The sequence below is a fragment of the Pseudomonas sp. RIT623 genome, assembly GCF_004519305.1.
In the GTDB taxonomy this organism is placed as follows: domain Bacteria; phylum Pseudomonadota; class Gammaproteobacteria; order Pseudomonadales; family Pseudomonadaceae; genus Aquipseudomonas.
The window spans coordinates 16,874-40,988 of sequence record NZ_SOZA01000019.1 but is presented as its reverse complement, the minus strand read 5'-3'; the positions used below and the strand labels follow the sequence as shown (position 1 = coordinate 40,988).

Genomic DNA, 24,115 nt, shown 5'->3' with positions numbered 1-24,115 from the left:
CCTAGTCCTTGTTCTGATCAGCCAACACATGAGCAGAGGCATAATGTTGCAGTCGTTGAAACACCTCTGGCTCCCAAACGGCGGCCGTGGTGTGCTGCATGGTCCGTGCGACGCTGGCGCACAGGTCCTGAGCCAACCAGGACACGCCTCGCGCTGCCAAGAAATCGGCCGCAATGACGGTGGTATGGCAGCGCTCACGCGGAGCACGAAGGTCCGCCTGCATGGCCTGCAACTTGAGCAAAACCGGCTCTACCCCACCTGCGTCCAACTGACCGGCCAACTCTTCGCGCAGGCCTGCGAACTCGTGGGCAGATTCGGCTTGCGCTTGCCCAACTGCGCCTCTGAGCCAAGCCATGCTTTGATCGTCCACGAACGATCTGCCGTCGCTGAAACACAACTGCTGGAGCGCGGGCATGCGTTGGACGAATCGGGCAGTCGCTGCGCGAATTGCCTCAGCTACCTCCCCCATCGCCAGCCGTGTCGCCGCACTGGCCGCGAGGAAACTGCCGCGTACCCAGAAGGGGCAGGCCGTCACGCTCTTTTCGATCCGCTGAAGCAACGCCGCGTCGATCGCGGTGCCAGCAATCGCCTCTTCATAGTCGCTGGCGATATCCAGCGGCACCGCCATCAGTTCCGTGCGATTGCCTTGCTTGATTTGAGGCGCCGCCTGGATATGGGCCCACAGGCCGAATCGACGTAGCTGGTAGCCCGTCGGGTCGTAGGGGTCTTGTTGGTTGATCAACTCGGCCATGGCCAGCACGGCCCGTCGTGATTCACGCTCGCTGCCTAACGAGACACGAGGCATTGGAGTGGCAATGATCTCGGCCAGCGGTGCAGACTCGGTGGTCGCCGACGACGGTTTCGCCGCAGCAGGCTCGCCAGCACCGCTCGCCTGTTCCGCCTGCTTGCGCAGCAGTCGATCTACATCATTCAGAAAGGCTCCATCCAACTGAGCAACGGCTTGCTGCTGTTGCAGGCGCTGCAATGCCTCTTGAGCTACGGCCGCATGAACAGGGGTGAATGTGTAGCGGTCCAGGCGCGGCAGCGCTTCGTTCAAGCGGTCGAGCACAAGGCCAACCAGCTTGCGCTTGCCCAGGAAACCTTTGGGGCCAGGCTTTGGATGCGCAACCTCCCAATAGCGCTCGACCATGCCGGCCAGCAACGCCAAGGTAAAACCCCATCGCTCCCAACATCCACTGCGAAGCCACGCAGCGCTCAGGTGCGCGACGATACGCAAGTGCTTGCACTGCTGCGCCAGATACTGGCGTGACGCTTCCTCGATATAGGCCCAGTCGATGGTGGATGCTTGCAGCCCGCCCAGCTTGACCATTTCCTGGTCAATGGCCTGATAGGTTTCGTCCTCCACATCGAACAGACCGACCGGTGCCTGCGCATCGATTGGTGCGAGCAGCCGTGTAATTTCCTGTGCGTTGACCTCTGCTACCAGCGACATGTTTTGCGCGCCTCGTCGATGAGCGGGTCCAGGCCTTGAGCATCGAAGACCAATCCATCAATGGAGCGGTTGTCGCTTTGGACCTGAATGCGATGGGCCCCAATCAGTTGCTTGATCTGCTCGATTCCGGGCAAGCCCCGGCCCGCATCGAGTACCTGACCGTTCTCCGTCACCTGCCAAGGGGTTGCGACGGTGGTGCTCCGCTCCCCCTGCAATCGCACCGTCACCCGACCAGCATCAATGGGTTGCGCGGTGACCAGTTGCAGCCTGGAAATGTTCTGCAAACAACTGATCACCAGGTAGGGATGCGACGCGGTCGAAGCGATTGCAGGTGCAGAGATCGTCAGCCCGTCGTCTTCAGGCGTGAGTCGAAACGCCAGGTCGTCGGGATGGCGTCCTGCTTCGTGAGTCAGCACCCGGCGCACCGTGGGGGAGTCCTGTTCTGGCGGCGACCACTGCATGGGCACCGAGTGTGCAGGCGTTCCGGCGGCTTCATCAAAACACGCCAAACGCTCAAGGTTGGACACGATCCGCGAGCAATCCTGATCGGAATACACGGGTATTGGCATGCACCCGAGCACCAGCCAAAGACTTACGCCACAAGTTTTATTACCCAGCATCGCAAGTAAATACCTTTCATACGGCGCATATGACCTATTCAAATTAGTGAATCTGAAACAGCCCTCTCAGGCACTCAAATTCCCGCAAACGGCAAGAGCCTAGCCCATCGGAACAGCAACAAACAAAAAAATATTTTTTAACATTTTCACACTCGACGATATGACAAAACCAAGTGCAATGTTTTTACGCGACGCACAACCAATCCCGCACTTTGTTTATACATCAGACAAATAAATAGGAATCTTCCCACATACTAATCTGTAACTAAAAACCCAATACGGACAATTCTTAAGAACACGGAGAGATTCTGCGATGGCCAAATCCACAGGGTCGGTTGCACCCAAAGAACGCATCAACATCAAATACGTACCCGCCACCGGCGATGAACAGGCCGAAGTAGAGCTGCCGCACAAGATGTTGGTAATGGGCGACTTCGGCCTGGATGACACCCGTGCGCTGGAAGACCGATCGGTCATGCGTATAGATAAACACACCTTCAACAACGTGTTGAACGACGCCGATGTCAGCTTGGCCGTGTCGGTACCTTCCATGCTCAGCACGGCCGCCGACGCGGAGCTGGCGGTCAACCTGCAGTTCAGATCGTTCAATGACTTCGGGCCAGACGGCATCGCCCGCCAAGTACCAGAGCTCAGCAAGCTTCTGGAGCTGCGTGAGGCGCTGGTGGCACTGAAAGGCCCGCTGGGCAACGTGCCCGCTTTCCGCAAGCAATTGCAGCACCTGTTGAGCAACGAGCAGGCCCGCAAACAACTCGCCGAAGAATTGAACCTGGTGCTTGAGGCGCCAAAAGAAGACTGAGACAACGGAGCGTCCCATGCCAAAGCCAACCAGCACCTCACTCGCCGCAGAACTATCTGGCGAGACATTGAGCCATGCCACCTTGCTCGATCAGATCATGGCGGAAACAAAACTAGTGCCCGCTCAAGAGGGCTATCAAGTGGCTCGTCAAGGCGTATCGGCCTTTATTGCAGAAATACTCAAAAGCGATGCCCCAGATCAATTAATCAATAAACACCGCGTCGACCAAATGATTGCAGAGCTGGATCGAGTGCTCAGCAAGCAAATGGATGCCATTCTTCATCAACCGGCATTCCAGGCGCTCGAATCCTCGTGGCGCAGCCTCAAACTCCTGGTGGACCGCACGGACTTCCGCGAGAACATCAAGCTTGAAGTCCTGCATGTCAGCAAAGAAGACTTGCTCGACGATTTCGACAATGCCGCCGATATCACCTGCAGCGGTATGTACAAACATGTTTACACCGCAGGCTATGGGCAGTTCGGTGGTGAGCCGGTGGCGGCCATGCTGGGCAACTACAACTTCGGCCCCTCTTCGCCAGACATCAAGTTACTGAGCTACATGGCCTCCGTGGGCGCCATGTCGCATGCCCCGTTCCTGGCCGCCCCCTCCCCCGACTTCTTCAATCTGAGCAGCTTTGAAGAGCTGCCCAATCTGAAGGAAATCAAAGACATTTTCGCAGGTCCGCGACATGCCAAATGGCGCGCCTTCCGCGAAAGCGAAGATGCCCGCCACACTGCGCTGACCGGGCCACGCTTCATGCTTCGCTCGGCCTACCACCCCCAGGAACAGCCGATCAAAAGCTTCAACTACGAAGAAAGCATCGACGGGCGACACGACAATTACCTGTGGGGCAATTCCGCCTTCCTGCTGGCCAGCTGCATCAACGACAGCTTTGCCCGCTACCGCTGGTGCCCGAACATCATCGGCCCGCAGTCCGGTGGCGCCGTGGAGGATCTGCCGGTGCATCTCTACGAGGCGCTTGGGCAGTTGCAAGCGAAGATCCCTACCGAGGTGCTGATTTCCGACCGCAAGGAATTCGAGCTGGCCGAAGAAGGCTTCATTGCGCTGACCATGCGCAAGGACAGCGACAACGCCGCGTTCTTCTCGGCCAATTCGGTACAGAAACCCAAGAACTTCCCCAAGACCCCGGAAGGCTTGCAGGCTCAAACCAACTACAAGCTGGGCACACAGTTGCCGTACCTGTTCATCGTCAACCGGCTGGCCCATTACATCAAGGTGCTGCAACGCGAGCAGATCGGCAGCTGGAAGGAACGTCGCGACCTTGAGTCCGAGCTGAACAAATGGATCAAGCAGTACGTCGCCGACCAGGAAAATCCCTCGGCCGACGTGCGCAGCCGCCGTCCCCTACGTGCTGCAAAGGTCGAGGTTTCAGACGTTGCCGGCGATCCGGGTTGGTACCAGGTTTCGCTCGCCGTGCGCCCGCACTTCAAATACATGGGCGCGAACTTCGAGATATCGCTGGTAGGCCGGCTCGACACCCAATGAGCGGATTTTTCGATCGATTGGTTGCCGATCAGTCCGTGATCCGGGCGCCGTCCAGGCAAGAGAACGCATCCCACAAGTTCGCCGCCATCAAGCGCCACTTGGAAACGCTGCTCAACGCTCGCCAGGGTTGCTCACAGAGCAGCCCTGAGCTGGGCCTGCGCGATTTCAACGGGCATGACGTCAGCAGTGGCGACCTCCTGAAACAAGTGAGCGCCGACATACGCCGCACCATCCAGCGTTTCGAGCCTCGCGTGCAGGTGCGTTCACTCAAGGCCGTGCCCGACTGTCACGCCCCTCAGGAGCTGCATTTCAGGCTGGACTGCCACGTGCAGGTGAATAACCACACGGAGCAGTTGCAACTGGAGCTGCTGGTCAACGGCCATAACCGCCATACCCAAGTGAGGTGATCGATGTCGCTCAAGGATCGATTCAGCGAAGAGCTGCGCTACCTCCATGAACTGGGGAACGACTTCGCCCAGGACAATCCACAACTTGCCCGCCTGCTGGGCAAGGGTGGCAGCGACCCCGATGTCGAGCGCTTGATGGAGGCCTTCGCGTTCCTGACGGCCAAGCTGCGCCTCAAGTTGGAGGACGACCTCCCAGAGCTGACGCACCCCATGTTGCAGCTGCTGTGGCCCAACTACCTTCGCCCGCTGCCAAGTGCCACGATCATCCAGTTCACACCGCGCAAACAGGCGCTCAGCCAGTCGCAACGCGTGCCAAGGGGGGCACGCCTGCTCTCCAAGCCTGTCGATGGAATTCCCTGTGAGTTCCGCACCTGTACCGCCGTGGACATTCACCCGTTCGAGATCGACGCGGTGGGCTCAACTCAAACGCTCGACAGTTCAGTGGTTCGCATCGACCTACGCACCTTGGTCGAGCGCCCATTGAACACGCTCGAATGCACCAGCCTCGACTTTCACCTGAGCGGTACCACCCGAACAGCGCGCACGCTGTACCTCTGGATCGCTCACTATCTCAGCCATGTCAGCGTGACCATCAATGGTCAGGCTCGCCGGCTGCCGGCCAGCAGCATCGTTTTCCCAGGTTTCAGCCCGGACGACGCTTTGCTGCCTTATCCGCAGAACGTCTTCGACGGTTACCGGATCCTGCAGGAATACTTCATTTTTCCTGAGCGCTTTCACTTCTTCGCCCTGACGGGCCTGGAGAAGATCTGGCCTGATCAGACGACTCAGCAGGTCGGCGTGGAATTCCACTTCACCCGTCAACTACCAGACTCGCTACGCATTGGCAAAGCGGATTTCAACCTGTTCTGCGCCCCTGCGGTAAACCTGTTCAAGCACAGCGCCGAGCCCATTGATCTCTCCAACGAGGCCGCCCAGGCCGAGCTCACACCCAAAGGCGCCGAGCGTCACGCCTACGAAATCTTCAGTGTCGATCAGGTGATCAGCACCCGTACGACAAGCGACGGAAGTACCGGTAAGCACCTGCGAACCTTCCGCCCCTTCGAATCCTTCGCCCACGAGATCGAGCACGTTCAAGGGCGCACGGCGCTGTACTACCGCTACACCCTCGAAGACTCACTGCGCGGTGATGGCGTCACGCATCGCATCGCCTTCGTGCGTGCCGACGCCAATACCTATATCGGTGAGCTGGAAACGGCGTCCATCGACCTGACTTGCACCAACCGCGACCTGCCCCTGGCTCTGGGCATCGACGACATCAATGTGCTCTGCGAAGTCACCCCGGCGCTGACCACCTACACCAATATCTGTGCACCGACCCGCCCCTATCGGCCGGTGCTGGACGGCCAGTTGCAATGGGCCTTGATCTCCAACATGTCGCTCAACTACTTGTCGCTGCTCTCGACCGAGCCATTGAAGGCGGTTATTCGCGCCTATGACTTCGCGGCCTTGCACGACATCCAGCAGACACGCACCACCCGCAAACGCCTCGACGGCATTCGGGATATCCAAACGGCGCCTCTGGATTGGCTGATCAAAGGACAGCCCATTCGTGGCCTGCGCACGCAACTGAAGCTCGACCAGGCCGCATTCCTCTGCGAAGGCGACCTGTACCTGTTCGGCTGCGTGCTGGCGCACTTCTTCGCCTTGTACGCCAGCATCAATTCCTTCCATCAACTGGAAGTGATCAACATCACCAACAACGAGCACTACACATGGCCCATCCAGACCGGCAAGCAGCCGCTGATCTAGCCGACAAATTGCTCGCGGGCGCGCACCGGTACAACTTCTACCAACTGCTCGAGCGCCTTCACGGGCTTCACGGAGACGATCTTGAACCCCGCTGGCCCAGCGAAGAGGCCCGCTTGCGCGTTCGACTTGGCAGCGACCCGCGGCTGAGCTTCCCCGCTTCGGACATCTGCAAGGCCGAACGCATGCCCGAGGCACAAGATCGCTATCGCGTATGCGCCACGTTCATGGGCCTGCACGGCACTGATTCGCCTTTGCCTTCCTACTACCTGGAGCAGGTGGCATACGAGCATGCACAGGGTATCGGCGTGCGACCGGCGTTCTTCGACTTCTTCAATCACTATCTGCTCAGCCTGCTACACCGCATCTGGCGCAAGTACCGCTATTACATTCGTTTCCAGCCGGGTGCCCGCGATGGGTTCTCCCAGTACATCTTTGCCCTGCTCGGGTTGAATGACAAACAGCTGCGCGGCGACACGGCGTTGCCCTGGAGCCGGCTGCTCAGCTTCGCGGGTGTTATCGCGAGCCGCAGCCGCGCACCGGGCACCGTCGCCGGCATCATCGCGCACTGCTTCGACCTGAAGCAGGTACAGATTCGCGAGTTCGAAACCCGCTCGGTACCTACGACCATCCAGCAACAGGTAAGCCTTGGCCGCAGCAATGGTGAGCTGGGCAATTCCTTCCTGGTTGGCAGTCGCACGCGGACTCGCAGCAGCAAGTTCACCATCGTGATCAGCGAGCTCGACCAGGCACAGCTGCGTGACCTGTTGCCCAGCGGCATCAACTTCAACCGCTTGCGTGCCCTGATCGACTTTCTGTTGCGCGACGGCTTGGCCTACGACCTGGAGCTGCGGCTGAAGCAGCACGCGCTGTCGCCCTTTTGTCTGCACCCCAGCCGTGGCGCCCAATTGGGCTGGACCAGCTTCGTCGATGACCGCCACGGCCAGATCAGCCCCGTCGTGCGGTTCCGGGGGCGCTCATGAGCACTTTGATCTTGAGCATCACCAACCTCGACCAGTTGCAGCACAACGTTACCGCCCGGCACGAATTCGATCGTGCAGGCGGCACCGTCGGCAGCGCGGGAGCCACGTGGCTGATCAATGATCGTGAACAGGGCGTGGCGCCGATCCATTGCGAGATCCGCTGGATCGAAGGCGGCTTCTGCGTGATCGACCGCTGCGAGCGCACCTACTTGAACGACAACCTCGATAGCCTGGGGCCGCTGTCACCCAGGCGGTTGCTCGAGGGTGACCGGCTACGTGTTGGCGCTTATCGACTGCTGGCCCAGCTTTCACAAGCTGATGCCCGTTCGCTGGAAGAGTTGTTCAACACAGACTTGCGGGTGCTCGACCGACTCATCCTGGACACACCCGCGCAGCGTTGGCTGCCCAAGCCCACGGCGGCTCCAGAAGTCGCTGAGATCTACTCGGCCTTCGATCCGGGTATGGGCAACGATCCCTTGGCTGCCCTGGAAGCAGTGACACGGCCAGTGCAAGAGAACCCGCTGGATCGCCTGATCGTAGGAGAACGCTCATGACGCGTCATTCACTCACGGCCGGCCTTCTGGCAACACTGATCGGGCTCTCGGGCTGCACCGCCCTGAGCAAAATGGGCCAAGTGGCGTTGGACCCCTCAATACCCGTCGGCGCGACCAAGGATCAGCCCACCGAAATCGCGTTCAGCATCAACGCCAGCCCCACGCTCAACAGCAACCCCAACAGCCTGCAAGCAGCGACTGAGCAAGAAAGCAGCCTGGAGCCCAGCCCCTACGCAGTCAGCTTGAGCGCGGCCGACCCCTATGCCCTGACCGAGAAAGTCGGGACCCTGCTCGAGTTTCTTCACGAGCAATTCCCGGCCATCTCGCCCGTCGAACTACCAGAGGACGAAGCCGATGAGCCGGCTCGCTCTCCCTTGGAGGAAAACACGCCGGGCCACTACGAAGACTCGGATGTAGTGCTGACCTTACCGCGTGCAACCACAGTGGCCCCCGAGCTGGCCGCCACCCCAATGGCCATCAAGATCCTGCAACTGCGCGACGACTCGCTGCTGCGCAACAGCATTTATGAGCTGTTGGAAAAGACCCCCGCCAAGGTGCTGCGCAGCACCTACATTCGTGATGACGACTACCTGCTACGCCCCGGGCAATTCAAGTTCATTCCGTTTGCCGCTATCGAGGCCGAGACCCGGTTCATCGCGGTGATCGCCGACTACCGCCACCAGGAAAACGCGACCTGGAGCCAGGTACTGCGCATTCCACCGCGCGGCCAACACATCATCTTGTCGGTCTTGCTCAACGACACGCAGATCCTGCTCAAGGAGGAGGACTGATGGCGCCTGCAAGCCAGCCCTTCTCACTTACTCACGCTGACATGGAGCGCTCATGAGTTCACGTAATCCCGTCCTGTGGCCTGAAGGTCTGTTCGTCAAACCGCAGCATTTCCAGCAGGCTGGCCGTGCCGCTGAAGCGGCCCTGCATCAACGCCTTGGCAGCCTGAACGCAGCCTTTTATGGATTCAGCGAGCTGCAACTGAACGACGAATATTTGAGCCTGGGCAAGATCGCCATCACCCGCGCGCGCGGCACCATGCCGGACGGCACGGTGTTCGATATCCCGGCAGATCTGCCACCGCCGCCGCCGCTGGAAATCGAGGACAACGGCGCGAAAGACAGCGAGATCTACCTCTGCCTGCCACTGCGCACCGAGGGTGGCCGAGAGGTGAGCTGGCCCGACAATGCCGCCAACTTCCGCTACAGCGCACAGGCTCAGGAAATCAAGGACACCCATAGCGCCGACGGCGACTTGGCGCAGGTCGATCTGGCAGTACCCAACCTTCAGCTCAAACGCAAGGCCGATGACAGCAGCGCTTACACTCGCCTTGCCATGGCACGCATTCTGGAGCGCCGGCCCGATGGCAGCCTGCAACTGGATGAAGGGTTCTACCCGACCAGCGTCTCGGTACGGGCGGTGCCGGCACTCCAGCGTTACCTCGAGGAGATCACCAATACCCTGCGCGAGCGCTCGCGCAACCTGGCTAGCCGGATAGGCGCATCGGGCCAGTCCGGTATTGCCGACATCCGCGACTTCAACCTGCTGCAGGCCATGAACCGCTGGTGGCCGTGCTTCCAGCACTTGGCCAGGCAGGGGCAGACACACCCCGAGCAGTTGTACCTGCATATGAGCCAGGCCTGTGGCGAGTTCGTGACCTTCACCGACGAAAGCCGGCTGCCTCCAGAGTTCCCCGCCTATCAGCACACCGCTTTGCGCACGTCATTCAAGCCGCTGCAGGACATTTTACGCCGCGCCCTGGGAACGGTCCTGCAACCGCGAGCCATCTCGCTGCCGCTAGACGCGCTGGATTACGGCGTGATGACAACAACGCTCGAAGACCGCCGCCTGATCGATGACGCGGACTTCATTCTCGCCGTGCGCGCGGACCTGCCGCCGCCAACATTGCGCCGGCTGTTCCTGCAGAAAGCCAAGGTCACATCCCTGGAGACCTTGAATGACCTGGTGCATAAGCAGTTGCCCGGCATTGCGCTAAATCCGCTGCCTGTGGCCCCTCGCGATCTGCCCTTCCATGCGGGCTTCAGCTACTTCGAGCTCGACCGCCGCGACCCGGCCTGGGCCTGCATGAAGACGGCCAACGGCTTCGGGATTCATATCGCGGGGGAGTTCCCTGGGCTCGAGTTGCAGTTCTGGGCGATCAGGAGTGAGTGAGATGCAAGAGAACAATCTCGCACACAATGAAACCGTATCAGCTCAAGCTGAGCAGTTGCCATCAACGCTTGCAACGCCTTTACCCACTGGGGACGTGGCCTCCGAGGCAACCACACCAAAGCCCGCTCCTGATTACAAGGGCTACCCCGCCGATCCCGACTTTCAACTACGGGGCGGCTACGACAACCTGATGCTGGACGCAGCCACACCGTTGCTTGGACTGGTCATGCGCCTACGCACGCTCGATACCTTGCCAAACATCAAGGACGTGCACCAGCAGGTGCGCAACCAGATTGAAAACATCCAGCAAGAGATGCGTCAGCATGGCTACGAGACCACGCAACTTCTGGCGTATTCCTATGGCTTGTGCCTGTTCATTGATGAAGCCGTGATGGAACGGCCATGGGGCCAGGCCAGCCTTTGGAGCCAGGAACCCCTGCTCAGCATTTTCCACAGCGAAACGTTTGGCGGCGAAAAGATCTTCACCGTTATCTCGCGCCTGATGCAAGAACCCCAGCGCTACAAGGACGTGCTGGAGTTCATGTACTTCACCCTGTGCCTGGGGCTCAAAGGCAAGTACGCCCTCGCGCCCAAAGGCGCAGAGACGCTGAACACCCTCATTCACCAACTCCACGGAATCATACGTGAACTACGAGGGCCCACGCCGACAACGGCCTGCGACCCCTACACCAACGTTGCCCCGCGCAACTTCCGCATGAATCGGCAATGGCCCTGGTGGAGCCCGCTGGTGATTTGCGCCATTGCCATGGCCACGGCCTACGGCATCTACAGCTACCGCCTGCACCTGATAACTACAGAAGTGCTGGAGTCGCTCAACGGCATCTTGCAGCAGTAAACCGCCGGCGGTCGGCACAACCGTATTCAACGATTTGACGCAGCGTTTGCCGCGTTGAAAAAGCCCATCGATTCCGATGGCCACGCTGCCGCTTGTGCGCGTGCTTATCCACATGGACGCAGGAGAAACTGTCATGCCAACACCCGCTTACATCAAGATCGAAGGCCAGACCCAAGGCAACATCACCGCGGGCGCCTTCACCTCCGATTCGGTCGGCAACGTGTTTGTCGAGGGCCACGAAGACGAGATTCTGGTGCAGGAGATCAAGCACCAGGTGACCGTACCTACCGACCCGCAAAGCGGCCAACCTGCAGGCCAACGGGTCCACAAACCCTTCATCTTCACCAGCGCCCTGAACAAGGCGACACCGCTGATGTATCAGGCCCTGTCCAGCGGCGAAATGCTGCCGACTGTTGAAGTCAACTGGTATCGCACTTCGGTTGAGGGCAAGCAGGAGCACTTCTTCACCACCAAGTTGGAGGACGCCACCATCGTCGACATCAACACCACCTTGCCGCACGCACAAAACAAGGAGAACGCTGACTTTACCCAGTTGATCGAGGTATCGATGTCGTACCGGAAGATCTCCTGGACACACGTCACCGCAGGCACCGAAGGCTCCGACGACTGGCGTAAACCCGTCGTCTAACCCGGCTGAACCTCCCTGGCAGGCAGGCCCTGCCGGGGGCGTTTGAACTCTCGGACGGCGTAAGGACTTTTGATGCCCAGCCAATCTGATTTGCGGTACACCTTCGAGCCACTCGTTGGCAATGCCGAGTTTGAAGTGGTGTCGTTTGAACTCAAGGAAGAAATCAGCGCGCCTTTCACTCTCGAGCTGGAATTGATCAGCTTCGAGCCCGACATCGATTTCGGCCAACTGCTGGATAAACCCATCGTATTCACGATCTGGGATGGCAAAGGTCCGCTGCGCCACGTGCATGGGCTGGTCAGCCGATTCAGCCAGGGTGAAAGCGGCTTTTACCGTACCTACTACCACGCCTTGGTCGAGCCCATACTGGCCCGCGCCGGACTGCGCTCGAACTGGCGCATCTTTCAGCAAAAGACTGTCCCGCAGATTATTGAACTGATGCTCCAGCGTCAGGGCATCGATCAATACGAGCTTCGCGCGAGCCTGGACCACCAGGTGCGCGAATTCTGCGTGCAAGCGGGCGAGACCGACCTCGACTTCATCGCCCGCCTGGCGGCTGAAGAGGGTTTTGTCTATCGCTTCGAACACAGCGAAAAACTGCATAAATTGATCATCACTGATCAGTTGCAATCCCTCGGACTGATCAGCCATGGCGCGCTCAAGACCGACAACGATGACCTCTTCGATAGCGAGGAGGTTATCGATCCGAACACCGTCCTGTATCAATCCAGCAGTGGCGGCGATCAAGCCAGGCCTTGCCTTCGGCGTTTGCGCTACAGCGAGCAGGTACGAACCTCGCGACAGGTCCAGCGCGACTACACCTTCACTCACCCGGCGTATCGCCAGGAACACCGTGCTTGCGGCCCTTTCCTGGAACACCAGTCCACCGAGTACGAACGCTTCGACTATCCCGGCCGCTACAAACGCGATGCCGTGGGCAAACCGTTCACCGAAAACCGGATAACTGCCCTGCGCCATGATGTGCGCATTGCGGAAGTTCAGGGCGATGACGTAAGGCTGCAGCCTGGGCTCAGCTTCACGCTCACAGGCCACCCACGCGATGATCTGAATGCGCATTGGCGCGTGAACAGCGTGGTTCACAAGGGCAGCCAGTTCACCAGCCTGCAGGAAGAAGCCGCCGGCCTCGATCAGAGCACACGTTACGAGCAAACCGCGCAGCTTGTACCCGGCAGAACCGAGTGGCGCCCTGCTCCGCTCAAAAAGCCCCGCGTCGACGGTCCTCACATGGCCACCGTGGTCGGGCCGTCCGGTGAGGAGATCTATTGCGACGAATGGGGTCGGGTCAAAGTCAGCTTTCCCTGGGACCGGGAGAGCAACAACAACGAGTTCAGTTCCTGCTGGGTGCGGGTATCCCAGGGATGGGCAGGTGGCAGTTGGGGGTCGATGGCCATCCCGCGGATCGGCCAGGACGTGATCATCCAGTACGTCAACGGTGACCCCGACCAGCCGATGATCACCGGGCGCACCTATTGCGGTAACCAGTTGCCGCCCTACGACCTGCCCGACCACAAGACCCGCATGACCATCAAGAGCCAGACCCACAAGGGCGATGGCTTCAACGAGCTGCGGTTCGAGGATGAGCTGGGCCGGCAGGAGGTGTTTATCCATGCGCAGAAAGACCAGAACAACGTCGTCAAACACAACGAAACCACTTTCGTCGGCAATGACCGCAGTGAACAGGTCGATCATGACGAGTCGCTCAGTATCGGGCATGACCGCAGCAAAACGGTGGGCAATGATGAGCGGGTCCGGATTGGCCAGGATACGTTTGTCGATATAGGCCGAAATCAGAAAATAAACATCGCCAAAGACCGTATAGAGGCCGTCGGCAATCATCGCCACGACCGGATCACAGCCAATCACCACATCAGCGTCGGCGGCAATCTTGAGCAGCAGGTCGAGGGCCATGCAGAGCTGGAGGCGGGGCTGGAAATCCGCAGGCGCACCCGACGCTACGACCTTCGAACAGCGGAAGCTGTGATCATCCAAGGGCCTGGAGGCTCCATCCGGATTGATGACAAGGGCATCACCCTGGACAGCCCGACCATACACATCAACGGCGTCCTGCTCCAATCTCCAAGCGGTAGCACCAACCACTTTTCCATCAGCAGCGCACCCATCACTGGCAAACCTCTGGAACGCCTATGCGGGCGGCGCCCCGATGGCACCTGCCCGTTGCCCGACTGCCGCTGTATCAAAGGGCCAGTCCAATGAATACAACACCCTCGCAGCTGTCCGGCGAACCTCTCGGACATCCCTTTCGCTTCATCCTGCTCATGACCCGCGAGCTCGAGTACTGGGCCTACCGGCCCATACCGCAAGAAGGCGAATTGGTACCGGCCTATGCCCCATCAGTACTCGACCTCATCCATAACGTCAGTCGAAATACTCGACATGCATGGCTATGGAAGCGCAGCGCGCTGGACGACCGCCACGAATTTGGCCCTTTGCTGGTCGACGTTTCAGAAGCGCCAGAACTCCTTACCCATGCAATCACCACCTGGATGCCCGTTGGCGGGGCCATAGCACTGGATAGCGAAGCTTGCCTCGCAGTGCTAGCGGACCATTTCACCAGCCTTACTCAGGTCATGCTCCCGGATCAGGGAGCGGCCAATTTTTACTTCAAGCCGGATCATCTTGCAGCCTGGCTCGATGCATTGGACGGCGATCATCGCGCCACCTGGCTTGGACCTGTGTCGTCACTGGCCTGGCGAGTCAACTGGGGGCCGGCCCATGAATGGAAAACACACGAACGCTCCCCGACTACTGCCCGCCTGATATCGCAAGCACCGCTGCGCCTTCGCGTGCATGAACTGGACCGGCTGCACGCAGGTATACGCGAGCACTTCATCCTCACGCTGGCGCACGAAGTCTTGGCCATGCCACCCCATGCCACCCAAACGTTAGCCGCCATTAGGGAATGGATTGAAGCCCTGTTGCCACAGCTGAAGTCCCTCAACTTTCGCGACGAGGAAAGTGCAGGTCAGTTCATTCGGCTGATGGCCGGGCACATGTGGCTGATGAGCAGTGACCAGGCTACGAAGATCTACACCAACCTCAACGAGTCGCCCCAGGCCCGTCTTCGCGAGCTGCACGCACTGGTCCAAATCAAGGAATCCAACCATGACTGATACTGCCGCCGGCAGCGCCACCTCCGGCCCGGCCTGCAGCCCACGCGTGCCCATCCTGCCAGTGCGCTATGCCATCGTGCCGCGTACGGGCGATGCCCCGGCCTGTCGCTATGCAGGCGCAGGCTTCAATCTGGAACAAGGCTTCGCCCCGCTGCAGCACTCGTCCTACACCCTGCGCGCGCTGCGCCCAGGCTATATCTACGTGTTCATGAAAGGTCCCCAGGGCGAAAAGCTGGTCATTCATGAGTACGACGGCGAAGGACGCTACCAGGAGCTGCGCTACCAAGGACTGGAAGGCTACCACTTGCGCGAACGCTACCTGTCCAGCCAGAGCATGGGCTGGGTATGGGCCGACACCAGCCCGGACACCGCCAAGGAAGTGTGGATCGGCTATAGCCCGCACCTGTGGAGCAACGCCACGACTGCCCGCATCACCGCTTCAGCAGCCCTGCGCAAACGGCATATGCGCCAGCTGGACATGGCCGAGCTGATTGCCGGCAACCCGGCCCCCTCCACCCAGCCCCATGTACTGCCGCTCAGTGCGCTGCAAAACTGGGTCGAAGACTACAAACCGGCAAGCCGGCGTATGTCCCTGACCTGGAGCAGCCACGCGTCCACAACCACCTTGTCCATCGGCAGGCTCAACGCCATTGCCCGGGACTATCCCAGCACCCAACCGAAGATACCGGTGGTGGTGGCGCTGGCTGATGCTGAAGGCATGGCCCTGGACCTGAGCCTGTCGGTTTCGGCTTACCAGCACCAACTGCACGACCTGATGCCCGCCGAGCAGCTCGAACACACCAAGCCCGCGCAAGGCGCCGAGCAGGCAGGCGTACCGGCGTGCTACCAGCTCGATGCCGAACGGCTCAGCCAGCAGAGCCGCGATTTTCACCATCGCAACCTGGTCGCCCTGTTGCTGAACAAAACACTGGAGACGATGTACCCGGCGGATATGCCCGCTACCGACGTGGTCGAAACAAGACTGCAGTCCACCCGCACCGGACGCCCTCTCTCCCCGGCCGAGGCACGTTATCGGGCGCTCACACACGAGGACTATTCCCCGAACGGTGCACGTTTGGCGCTGCGCATCGATACCGACAAATACCTGCAGTTCCTCGCCGAACGCGATGAGCTGGAGCAGCGCATTGCAGGCCTGCGCAACCTTGCCCTGCAAGCCAGTCATGATCACGACGCGTGGCTGGCCACGGCCGAAGCCGCGCATATCGATGACCCCTACAGCCTGGCCGCCGCACTGGCGTGCTATGACCGCGACGAACGCATCTCGGCCCGTGGCCTGGAAATCTCCCTGGCCCTGCTGATTTACCCGATGGGCCAGCCGACACCCGGTACCGAAGACCGAGACCGGCGCTTCAAACGCCTGGAACAGTGGCTGGACCAGCACGACAGCCCGCTCTACACCGCCCTGGCGCCGTTCAACCCCTTCAAGGACAAAGCCGATGCGGCCGGCAATGTGCTGGGTGGCAGCGACAATGTCATCGAAGGGCTGGCCGGGCGTTTTCCGGCCATTGCCGACATCACCGATCTCACGGCCCAGTCCGTCAACGCCGTGGTGCTCAAACGCCTGCGTGGTCACACCCGCTGGGACGCCAGCCATACCTTGCGTCAGCAAGTGCTGCTGGCGGCGCGTGAGGCCAATGCCGAGAAAGCGCTGGGGCTGTTGGCGGCGCGTTACCAGATCACCGACCAGGCCATCCGCGAGAACCCGTTCAGCCAGGAGGTGGAGCGGTATTTGAAGAGCGGCATGGCGCAAGTTGAGGAAATGAAGCAGCTGCGTATTTCGGGCAATCGGACGGTAGCGGTTGAGTTGACCACCACTGCGCGGGTTAAACCCAACTTTCTCGGGTTGCTCACGTCGGGCGGGGGCGGTGCTCTGAACGCCGGGATGCTGTGGTTCAACGTGATCTCGCTGAAGACGGCTTACAACAGCCTGCAGAAAAGCAATGCGCCGGAATACACCGCCGGGTTTGCGGCATCGATTTTCGGGGTGATCGGTGCGGCTGCGGCGACATTGGTCAGCGTACGGGCAACGCAGAAGGCTGTGATGCTGCGATTGAGCTCGACGGCGCCGGGGATGGCGTTTGGTAACGGCGTGATCAAGTTTTTGGGGAGTAATCTGTTTGCTCGTTTAGCAGGCTACCCTGCAATTGGCTTTGGCTTAGTCTCAGACGGTTTAAAGGCGTATCGCCAGTATAACAACGGTAATTTAACTGCCGCTATCTATACAGCTAGCGGTGGACTGACCATGGCCGCGGGTTCTGTGGTCGCCCTTGAAGCAGGACTCGCAGTAGCGGGAGCTACGTCAGTAGTGCCCTTTGCCGGGTGGGCCGCAGCTGGGCTAGTGCTTCTAGGAATAGCGATTATTGCCGGAGGCTTATACCTTCACGCCCAAGCACATGCGCACCTGCACTCCCCTATTGAATTCTGGGCAGCACGGAGCATTTTCGGCAATCGTAAAAATGATGGAGAAGTGCATCCCGAAATCGTACTGGATCATGAAAAAAAACTTCCTCCATTCCCTTATCTGCAAGACGAACTTAAAGCCTGGCATGATGTGCATTACGGACCAAGGCTAATATCCGCAGAAGAAGTGCGATCCTTTGGCATGACCGGGATCGACAGTGGCTGGCATGAAAATAATTATTGGGCACCAGCAAACTGGACCGCCATCACCCACAACGAAGTCACCACCACACAACCCACCGTGGAATTCACAGTATTCCTACCGGGCTTTATCGTAGGCACAAGCGAATGGTCAGCTAGCTTGAGCAGCCTTCGTGAAGACGGAGAAATGGTCGTCTTTCCACTTGCTGCTATTTGCTACGTCATAGGCGCCGGCTTAATTCTGAATTTCAAGAACACCATAAACAACCAAACTCATGCCTCACTGCATTTAGCCTATAGCTCCAACCAAGGCTTGAATGAAGGAAATGAGGTTAGTTCAATTTTTCGTCTCGAGCGCTAATAATGTCAGTCATTTGGGCACTTAATATAAATTCGGATTCCGGATACAAACCAGCCATTGCTGGACAGTTAGCAAACCTGTCTGGAGATATATTAAGCCTGCGAAATCCTTGGGTAACAGACTCCGTATTTATGGGGAAAATCTATACCGCACTAATCATCGGAGTAATGACTGGCATTTACCCAAGCCTTCTATCAATCAAAATATTAAACCTCGACACCCTCAATCTTGCCTTCATAGCCATAATGACACTTACACCCTTCGTCTTTTTCCCCTTCTTGCTTTATAGAATCTATTTTATAAAAAATCTCTCCGGATTTTACTTCAACCGTGCAACCAAAAAAATATACTACCAGCGAGGAAGAAAGCTGTTCACTTTCGAGTGGAACACTACAGGCGGTGGCTTTTTCAAGCGAACTGAATATGGTGGCGCATCCTTCAGCACTTCCTATGCACTTGCCTTTGCTCCCTACAGAGAAGACGGCAGCCTCCACCAAAAAGACTGCCTCTGGGTCGACAGTAACGAGCCCACCGAACCGGGCTTCAAACACGTCGCCGAAGTCTGGGAATACATTCGCCACTTCATGAACCACGGCCCGGCCAAACTCCCTCCTCCCGGCGAACCCAACTGGTGGCACCGGCCGCTTCATGCCATTTGCCTGACCCCGGCAGAAGCCTGGCGCCACTACGCCCCCTGGCGAACCGGCGAGCCCGGAGAAATGCAGGGCAAGAAAAACTGGCAACTGCCGTTCTGGGCCGTGTTGTTCCCCTACAACCTCGGCCTTGCCCTCTGCTGGTACGGCGTATGCCGCCTGTTCAATGTCCGGGCTGCACCGCCTCCACCAGAGGCCTTCGAGCAAGCCCCAGTACGCTCAACCAAAAGGCAGCGTAAATGACCGACGTTTCTGCCAATAGCACCACCTCCGGCCCGGCCTGCAGCCCACGCGTGCCCATCCTGCCGGTGCGCTATGCCATCGTGCCGCGTACGGGCGATGCCAGCCATACCCTGCGTCAGCAAGTGCTGCTGGCGGCGCGTGAGGCCAATGCCGAGAAAGCGCTGGGGCTGTTGGCGGCGCGTTACCAGATCACCGACCAGGCCATCCGCGAGAACCCGTTCAGCCAGGAGGTGGAGCGGTATTTGAAGAGCGGCATGGCGCAGGTTGAGGAAATGAAGCAGCTGCGTATTTCGGGCAATCGGACGGTGGCGGTTGAGTCGACCACCACTGCGCGGGTTAAACCCAACTTTCTCGGGTTGCTCACGTCGGGCGGGGGCGGTGGCCTGAATGCCGGGATGCTGTGGTTCAACGTGATTTCGCTGAAGACGGCTTACAACAGCCTGCAGAAAAGCAATGCGCCAGAATACACCTTGGGGTTTGCGGCGTCGATTTTCGGTGTGATCGGTGCGGCCGGGGCGACATTGGTCAGCGTACGCGCAACGCAGAAGGCGGTGATGTTGAGATTGAGTTCGACGGCGCCGGGGATGGCGTTTGGTAATGGCGTGATCAAGTTCTTGGGGAGCAATCTGTTTGCACGATTATCCGGTTACCCTGCTATTTTTCTAGGATTTTCTTCAGACCTTCAAAAATCGAAAAGACAAAAACTACACGGTAACCCTGAAGCATCTGACTTGACACTTTATGGCGGAAGCGCTGTTGCGGCAGGCTCCGTTTTAGTACTGGAGGGCGGGCTCGCGGTTGCGGGGGTTACGTCAGTTGTACCCTTTGCCGGGTGGGGCGCGGCAGCGCTTGTACTCCTGGGAGCAGCGATCATCGCTGGAGGCTTATACCTTCACGCCAAATCGCATGAACACCTCCATACCCCTATCGAACTGTGGGCAGCAAGGAGCATATTCGGTAATCGTAAAAACGATGGAGAGGTGCATCCCGAAGTCGTTCTGGACCATGAAAAAAAGCTTCCTACATTCCTTTCTCTGCAAGACGAACTTAAAGTCTGGCACGATGAGCATTACAGACCAAGATTAATATCCGCAGAAGAAGCGCGATTCTTTGCTATAACCGGAGTCGACAGCACTTGGCATGAAAATAATTACTGGGCGCCAGCAGACTGGACCGCCATCACACATAACGAAGTCACCATCACACAACCCACCGTTGAATTCACAGTATTCCTACCGGGCTTCATCGTAGGCACAAGCGAATGGTCAGGTAGCTTAAGTAGCCTTCGTGAAGACGGTGAAATGGTCGTCTTTCCACTCGCTGCTGTTTGCTACGTTACAGGCGCCGGCTTAATTCTGAATTTCAAGAACACGATAAACAATCAAAATCATGTCTCACTGCATTTAGCCTATAGCTCCAATCAAGGTTTAAATGAAGGAAATGAGGTTAATTCAATTTTTCGTCTCGAGCGTTGATCATGGCAGTTAGATGGATGTTTAGCATAAATTCAAAATCCGGAAATGAAGCCGCAATTACTGGGCAACTAGTAAATTTGCATAACAACACATTATGCTTACGAAACCCCTGGGTAACAGACTCCGTGTTTATGGGAAAAATCTATACTGCACTAATCCTCGGAGGAATGATTGTTGTCTACCCAGAGCTACTAATAATTAAGTTATTAAATATCGACACCCCCGATCTTGCCTTCATAGCCATGATGGCAATTTCACCCTTAATTTTTCTCCCCTTTCTGCTTTACCGAATCTATTTTATAAGGAACCTCTCTGGATTTTACTTCAACCGCTCAACCAAGAAAATTTACTATCAGCGCGGCAAAAAACTCATAACCTTTAATTGGAAAAATTTATACGGAGGCGTATTCGAACGCACTGAATTCGGCGGCTCATCCTTCAGCACCAGTTATGCACTCGCCTTCGCCCCACCTCGGGAGGATGGCAGCCTGCACCAAAAAGATTGCTTATGGGTAGACAGCAACGAACCCACCGAATCCGGCATCAAGCACGTCGCCGAAGTCTGGGAGTACCTCCGCCATTTCATGAACCACGGCCCAGCCAAACTCCCTCCTCCCGGCGAACCCAACTGGTGGTACCGACCACTTCATGCCATCTGCCTGACCCCGGCAGAAGCCTGGCGCCATTACGCTCCCTGGCGAACCGGCGAGCCCGGAGAAATGCAGGGCAAGAAGAACTGGCAACTGCCGTTCTGGGCCGTGTTGTTCCCCTACAACCTCGGCCTTGCTCTCTGCTGGTACGGCGTGTGCCGCCTGTTCAATGTCCGGGCAGCACCGCCCCCGCCACAGGCCTACGACGAAGCCCCTATTCAACTAAAAAAAGGAAAGCGCAAATGAAACCCATCGTACTCGTAGGCCATCGTCATAGTTGCCCTATCCATGGCGAAGGCACCGTAGAAACAGGCGCAAGCGCAGCATTCGTGGATGGCAGGGCAATAGCACGCGTCGGCGACCGAATCAGTTGTGGCGCTGTCATCGAAACCGGTGCTGGCAGCACGATCATCGAGGGCCAACCGGCAGCGAGGGAGGGAGACACCACCAGCCATGGCGGAATCTTGGTCGAGGGTGATCCGGGTTGGCTGATTGATTAACAGCAAAACCGGCAAATGGCTTGGACAAGAACGAAAAAAGACGCCGAAGCGTCTTTTTTCGAGAGCTCAAAGAATTCTATAAAATTCTTTGAGCCAATATTTGGAGCGGGAAACGAGACTCGAACTCGCGACCCCGACCTTGGCAAGGTCGTGCTCTACCAACTGAGCTATTCCCGCGTCGTGATGGGTGCCATTCTAGCGATTTACAGAATGGCGTCAACCCCTTGATTCAAAAAAACTTTTACTTCTGCTCCGAACCTTCGCGCAGGTGCGGCCAGGCGGCCAGCAGGTAATGCACCATCGACACCAGGGTCAGCCCCGCCGCCACCAGCAGCAGGCCGTAGCCCAGCACCACCCAGAAGGTCAGCACCGGCGGGTTGGCCAGCAGGATCACCAGCGCCAGCATCTGCGCGGCGGTCTTCCACTTGCCCAGGTTCGACACCGCCACATGGGCGCGGGCGCCCAGTTCGGCCATCCACTCGCGCAGCGCCGAGACGACGATCTCGCGGCCGATGATCACCGCCGCCGGCAGCGTGAGCCAGAAGTTGGCGTGCACCTGCACCAGCAACACCAGGGCCACGGCCACCATCAGCTTGTCGGCCACCGGGTCGAGGAAGGCGCCGAACGGCGTGCTCTGCTGCAGCCGACGCGCCAGATAGCCGTCGAGCCAGTCGGTGGCGGCGGCGATGGCGAACACCGTGCTGGCGGCCATGTAGCTCCAGTGATAGGGCACATAGAACAGCAGGATGAAGATCGGGATGAGCAGGACGCGTAGAACGGTGAGCAGGTTTGGAATATTCATCGGTACGACTGGCTGCGGGTTGAACCCGGCATTCTACTCGCTATGCAGGCTGGCATAAATCGACTCGGCAAGCTTTTTACTGATGCCGGGGGCCTTGGCGATCTCGTCGACACTGGCGCGGTTGAGCTCCTGCAGGCCGCCGAAATGTTTCAGCAGGTCGCGGCGGCGCTTGGGCCCTACCCCGGCCACGTCTTCCAGGCTCGAGGTGCGTCGGGCCTTGCCGCGCCGCGCGCGGTGGCCGGTGATGGCAAAACGGTGGGCTTCGTCACGGATCTGCTGGATCAGGTGCAGCGCCGGCGAATCGCCCTTGAGCGTGAACTCGTGGGCCACATCGTTGAGGTACAGGGTTTCGAAACCGGCCTTGCGGGTCACGCCCTTGGCCACGCCGAGCAGGGTGAGGTCGCTCAGGCCAAGCTCCTGCATCACGTCACGGGCCATGTTCAACTGGCCCTTGCCGCCGTCCACCAGCAATACGTCGGGCAGCTTGCCCTCGCCGTCCTTGATGCGCCCATAGCGGCGCATCAGCGCCTGGTGCATGGCGGCGTAGTCGTCGCCGGCGGTGACGCCTTCGATATTGAAGCGGCGGTAGTCGGACTTGAGCGGGCCTTCCGGGCCGAACACCACGCAGCTGGCCACGGTGGCCTCGCCGCTGGAGTGGCTGATGTCGTAGCACTCCAGGCGCTGCGGCACGTCATCCAGGCCCAGCACCTGGGCCAGGGCCTCGAAGCGCGCAGCCATGTGCTGGCGGTTGGCCAGACGGGCGTTGAGGGCCTGCTCGGCGTTGGTCACCGCCAGTTGCTGCCAACGCGCCCGGGTGCCGCGCACACGGTGGCTGATGCTCAGCTCGCGGCCGCGCAGGGTCTGCACCGCCTCGGTGATGGCGGCGAAGTCGTCATGCACCACGTTGACGATCAGCTCGCCTGGCAGTTCGCGCTCGGCGTTGCCGAGGTAGTACTGGGAAAGGAACGCGGCCATGACCTCGGCCACCTCCTCCTCGATGCCCACCTGGGGGAAGAAGTTCTTGCTGCCCAGCACCCGGCCGCCACGCACGCTGATCAGGTGCACGCAGGCGCCGCCTGGGTTGACGAAAGCCGCCACCACGTCGACATCGCCGGAGCCGCCTTCCATGTACTGCTGGTCCTGGACCCGGCGTAACAGGGCGATCTGGTCGCGCAGCTCGGCGGCCTTCTCGAAATTCAGGGCCATGGCGGCCTTTTCCATTTCGGCGTTGAGCTCGTTGCCCAGCTGCTGGCTGCGACCCTCGAGGAACATCACCGAATGGCGCACGTCCTCGGCGTACTCGGCCGGTTCCACCAGCCCCACGCAGGGCCCCTTGCAGCGCTTGATCTGGTACTGCAGGCACGGGCGGGTGCGGTTGGCGTAGTAGCTGTCCTCGCACTGGCGCACCGAGAAGGCCTTCTGCAACAGGCTCAGGCTCTCGCGAATCGCCCCGGCGCTGGGATATGGGCCGAAATAACGGCCCTTGGCCTTTTTCGCGCCACGGTGGATGCCCAGCCGCGGGAACTGGCCGTCGGAGAGAAACACGTAGGGATAGGACTTATCGTCGCGCAGCAGGATGTTGTAGGGCGGCCGCCATTCCTTGATCAGCGTCTGCTCGAGCAGCAGCGCCTCGGTTTCGTTGGCGGTAATGGTAGTTTCGACCTGGGCGATGCGCGCCACCAGGGCAGCCGTCTTCGGCGCCAGGCCGGCCTTGCGAAAGTAGCTGGCCAGGCGTTTCTTGAGGTTCTTGGCCTTGCCCACGTACAGCAGGCGGGCTTCGCCGTCGAACATCCGGTACACGCCCGGGCGACCGCTGCAGGTCGCCAGGAACGCGCTTGCGTCAAAGGTTTGAGACATGAGGTG

General features: G+C 59.1%; 20 protein-coding genes, 1 tRNA gene and 1 pseudogene. 17 read left to right on the top strand and 5 right to left on the bottom strand.

Translation table 11 applies throughout. The features are described 5' to 3' along the window. Position 1: 1 nt before the first annotated feature. Together tssA and vasI are read right to left on the bottom strand one after the other, a co-directional pair. On the bottom strand, positions 2-1,453 hold the full coding sequence (gene tssA, locus E3U47_RS14470) for a type VI secretion system protein TssA (RefSeq protein WP_134692163.1): 1,452 nt from the start codon (positions 1,451-1,453) through the stop codon (positions 2-4). Further along, positions 1,441-1,980, bottom strand: a complete 540-nt coding sequence (gene vasI, locus E3U47_RS14465) for a type VI secretion system-associated protein VasI (RefSeq protein WP_256660280.1) — start codon at positions 1,978-1,980, stop codon at positions 1,441-1,443. The genes tssA and vasI overlap by 13 nt, the downstream gene beginning before the upstream one ends. A 406-nt stretch (positions 1,981-2,386) precedes the next feature. Between vasI and tssB the strand changes: the two genes are divergently transcribed. The 17 genes and pseudogenes from tssB to E3U47_RS14380 all read left to right on the top strand — a co-directional run bounded on the left by tssB (position 2,387) and on the right by E3U47_RS14380 (position 21,450). Then, entirely contained in the window at positions 2,387-2,890 is a 504-nt protein-coding gene (tssB, locus tag E3U47_RS14460) for a type VI secretion system contractile sheath small subunit (RefSeq protein WP_134692161.1), read from the top strand. A 16-nt stretch (positions 2,891-2,906) separates the two neighbouring features. Then, on the top strand, positions 2,907-4,397 hold the full coding sequence (gene tssC, locus E3U47_RS14455; RefSeq protein ID WP_134692159.1) for a type VI secretion system contractile sheath large subunit: 1,491 nt from the start codon (positions 2,907-2,909) through the stop codon (positions 4,395-4,397). Further along, entirely contained in the window at positions 4,394-4,804 is a 411-nt protein-coding gene (tssE, locus tag E3U47_RS14450) for a type VI secretion system baseplate subunit TssE (RefSeq protein WP_134692157.1), read from the top strand. The genes tssC and tssE overlap by 4 nt, the downstream gene beginning before the upstream one ends. A gap of 3 nt (positions 4,805-4,807) precedes the next feature. After that, positions 4,808-6,574, top strand: a complete 1,767-nt coding sequence (gene tssF / locus E3U47_RS14445; protein ID WP_134692155.1) for a type VI secretion system baseplate subunit TssF — start codon at positions 4,808-4,810, stop codon at positions 6,572-6,574. Further along, positions 6,538-7,554 carry a type VI secretion system baseplate subunit TssG gene (gene tssG / locus E3U47_RS14440; protein ID WP_134692153.1) on the top strand — a complete coding sequence of 339 codons (1,017 nt, stop codon included), beginning with the start codon at positions 6,538-6,540 and terminating at the stop codon, positions 7,552-7,554. Before tssF ends, tssG begins: the two co-directional genes overlap by 37 nt. After that, the gene (locus E3U47_RS14435; protein ID WP_134692151.1) at positions 7,551-8,108 is read left to right on the top strand and encodes an FHA domain-containing protein; all 558 of its coding nucleotides are present in this window, start codon (positions 7,551-7,553) and stop codon (positions 8,106-8,108) included. Before tssG ends, E3U47_RS14435 begins: the two co-directional genes overlap by 4 nt. Continuing rightward, positions 8,105-8,899 carry a type VI secretion system lipoprotein TssJ gene (gene tssJ, locus E3U47_RS14430; RefSeq protein ID WP_134692149.1) on the top strand — a complete coding sequence of 265 codons (795 nt, stop codon included), beginning with the start codon at positions 8,105-8,107 and terminating at the stop codon, positions 8,897-8,899. Before E3U47_RS14435 ends, tssJ begins: the two co-directional genes overlap by 4 nt. A gap of 52 nt (positions 8,900-8,951) precedes the next feature. Next, positions 8,952-10,289 (top strand): type VI secretion system baseplate subunit TssK, encoded by a 1,338-nt coding sequence (tssK, locus tag E3U47_RS14425; protein ID WP_134692147.1) that lies wholly within the window; start codon positions 8,952-8,954, stop codon positions 10,287-10,289. A 1-nt stretch (position 10,290) separates the two neighbouring features. Beyond that, positions 10,291-11,145 carry a type IVB secretion system protein IcmH/DotU gene (gene icmH / locus E3U47_RS14420; RefSeq protein WP_134692145.1) on the top strand — a complete coding sequence of 285 codons (855 nt, stop codon included), beginning with the start codon at positions 10,291-10,293 and terminating at the stop codon, positions 11,143-11,145. 133 nt (positions 11,146-11,278) lie between these two features. Further along, positions 11,279-11,794: an Hcp family type VI secretion system effector gene (locus tag E3U47_RS14415; RefSeq protein WP_102682902.1), complete on the top strand. Its 516-nt coding sequence runs from the start codon at positions 11,279-11,281 to the stop codon at positions 11,792-11,794. Between the two features lie 72 nt (positions 11,795-11,866). Next, positions 11,867-14,029, top strand: coding sequence for a type VI secretion system Vgr family protein (locus tag E3U47_RS14410; protein WP_134692143.1), 2,163 nt, complete (start codon positions 11,867-11,869; stop codon positions 14,027-14,029). Beyond that, positions 14,026-14,946 (top strand): DUF4123 domain-containing protein, encoded by a 921-nt coding sequence (locus E3U47_RS14405; protein WP_256660279.1) that lies wholly within the window; start codon positions 14,026-14,028, stop codon positions 14,944-14,946. The genes E3U47_RS14410 and E3U47_RS14405 overlap by 4 nt, the downstream gene beginning before the upstream one ends. Continuing rightward, positions 14,939-17,929 carry a T6SS effector BTH_I2691 family protein gene (locus E3U47_RS14400; RefSeq protein ID WP_134692141.1) on the top strand — a complete coding sequence of 997 codons (2,991 nt, stop codon included), beginning with the start codon at positions 14,939-14,941 and terminating at the stop codon, positions 17,927-17,929. Before E3U47_RS14405 ends, E3U47_RS14400 begins: the two co-directional genes overlap by 8 nt. A 2-nt stretch (positions 17,930-17,931) precedes the next feature. Further along, on the top strand, positions 17,932-18,825 hold the full coding sequence (locus tag E3U47_RS14395; protein WP_134692139.1) for a hypothetical protein: 894 nt from the start codon (positions 17,932-17,934) through the stop codon (positions 18,823-18,825). Between the two features lie 95 nt (positions 18,826-18,920). Next, positions 18,921-20,300 (top strand): annotated as a pseudogene (locus E3U47_RS14390) (hypothetical protein); the annotation flags it as partial. Positions 20,301-20,302: 2 nt separating this feature from the next. Further along, a complete protein-coding gene (locus E3U47_RS14385; RefSeq protein ID WP_134692137.1) occupies positions 20,303-21,196 on the top strand; it encodes a DUF6708 domain-containing protein in 894 nt (297 codons plus the stop codon). Continuing rightward, positions 21,193-21,450, top strand: a complete 258-nt coding sequence (locus E3U47_RS14380; protein WP_134692135.1) for a PAAR domain-containing protein — start codon at positions 21,193-21,195, stop codon at positions 21,448-21,450. Before E3U47_RS14385 ends, E3U47_RS14380 begins: the two co-directional genes overlap by 4 nt. A gap of 101 nt (positions 21,451-21,551) precedes the next feature. Here the strand turns inward: E3U47_RS14380 and E3U47_RS14375 are convergent. From E3U47_RS14375 to uvrC, 3 genes are all read right to left on the bottom strand, one after another. Further along, positions 21,552-21,627 (bottom strand) — tRNA-Gly (locus tag E3U47_RS14375). Between the two features lie 64 nt (positions 21,628-21,691). Then, complete coding sequence (gene pgsA / locus E3U47_RS14370) at positions 21,692-22,252, bottom strand: CDP-diacylglycerol--glycerol-3-phosphate 3-phosphatidyltransferase (protein WP_011534581.1); 561 nt, start codon at positions 22,250-22,252, stop codon at positions 21,692-21,694. A gap of 33 nt (positions 22,253-22,285) precedes the next feature. Continuing rightward, entirely contained in the window at positions 22,286-24,109 is a 1,824-nt protein-coding gene (uvrC, locus tag E3U47_RS14365; RefSeq protein WP_134692133.1) for an excinuclease ABC subunit UvrC, read from the bottom strand. Positions 24,110-24,115: the final 6 nt, after the last annotated feature.

Bases quoted from the DNA above. Each gene is read 5' to 3' on its own strand.
- tssJ (WP_134692149.1), top strand. From the start codon at position 8,105: ATGACGCGTCATTCACTCACGGCCGGCCTTCTGGCAACACTGATCGGG.
- E3U47_RS14405 (WP_256660279.1), top strand. From the start codon at position 14,026: ATGAATACAACACCCTCGCAGCTGTCCGGCGAACCTCTCGGACATCCC.
- tssB (WP_134692161.1), top strand. From the start codon at position 2,387: ATGGCCAAATCCACAGGGTCGGTTGCACCCAAAGAACGCATCAACATC.
- E3U47_RS14410 (WP_134692143.1), top strand. From the start codon at position 11,867: ATGCCCAGCCAATCTGATTTGCGGTACACCTTCGAGCCACTCGTTGGC.
- uvrC (WP_134692133.1), bottom strand. From the start codon at position 24,109: ATGTCTCAAACCTTTGACGCAAGCGCGTTCCTGGCGACCTGCAGCGGT.
- E3U47_RS14380 (WP_134692135.1), top strand. From the start codon at position 21,193: ATGAAACCCATCGTACTCGTAGGCCATCGTCATAGTTGCCCTATCCAT.
- tssG (WP_134692153.1), top strand. From the start codon at position 6,538: ATGGCCCATCCAGACCGGCAAGCAGCCGCTGATCTAGCCGACAAATTG.
- tssC (WP_134692159.1), top strand. From the start codon at position 2,907: ATGCCAAAGCCAACCAGCACCTCACTCGCCGCAGAACTATCTGGCGAG.
- E3U47_RS14385 (WP_134692137.1), top strand. From the start codon at position 20,303: ATGGCAGTTAGATGGATGTTTAGCATAAATTCAAAATCCGGAAATGAA.
- E3U47_RS14400 (WP_134692141.1), top strand. From the start codon at position 14,939: ATGACTGATACTGCCGCCGGCAGCGCCACCTCCGGCCCGGCCTGCAGC.
- tssE (WP_134692157.1), top strand. From the start codon at position 4,394: ATGAGCGGATTTTTCGATCGATTGGTTGCCGATCAGTCCGTGATCCGG.
- icmH (WP_134692145.1), top strand. From the start codon at position 10,291: ATGCAAGAGAACAATCTCGCACACAATGAAACCGTATCAGCTCAAGCT.
- pgsA (WP_011534581.1), bottom strand. From the start codon at position 22,252: ATGAATATTCCAAACCTGCTCACCGTTCTACGCGTCCTGCTCATCCCG.
- tssF (WP_134692155.1), top strand. From the start codon at position 4,808: ATGTCGCTCAAGGATCGATTCAGCGAAGAGCTGCGCTACCTCCATGAA.
- E3U47_RS14435 (WP_134692151.1), top strand. From the start codon at position 7,551: ATGAGCACTTTGATCTTGAGCATCACCAACCTCGACCAGTTGCAGCAC.
- tssA (WP_134692163.1), bottom strand. From the start codon at position 1,453: ATGTCGCTGGTAGCAGAGGTCAACGCACAGGAAATTACACGGCTGCTC.
- E3U47_RS14415 (WP_102682902.1), top strand. From the start codon at position 11,279: ATGCCAACACCCGCTTACATCAAGATCGAAGGCCAGACCCAAGGCAAC.
- E3U47_RS14395 (WP_134692139.1), top strand. From the start codon at position 17,932: ATGTCAGTCATTTGGGCACTTAATATAAATTCGGATTCCGGATACAAA.
- tssK (WP_134692147.1), top strand. From the start codon at position 8,952: ATGAGTTCACGTAATCCCGTCCTGTGGCCTGAAGGTCTGTTCGTCAAA.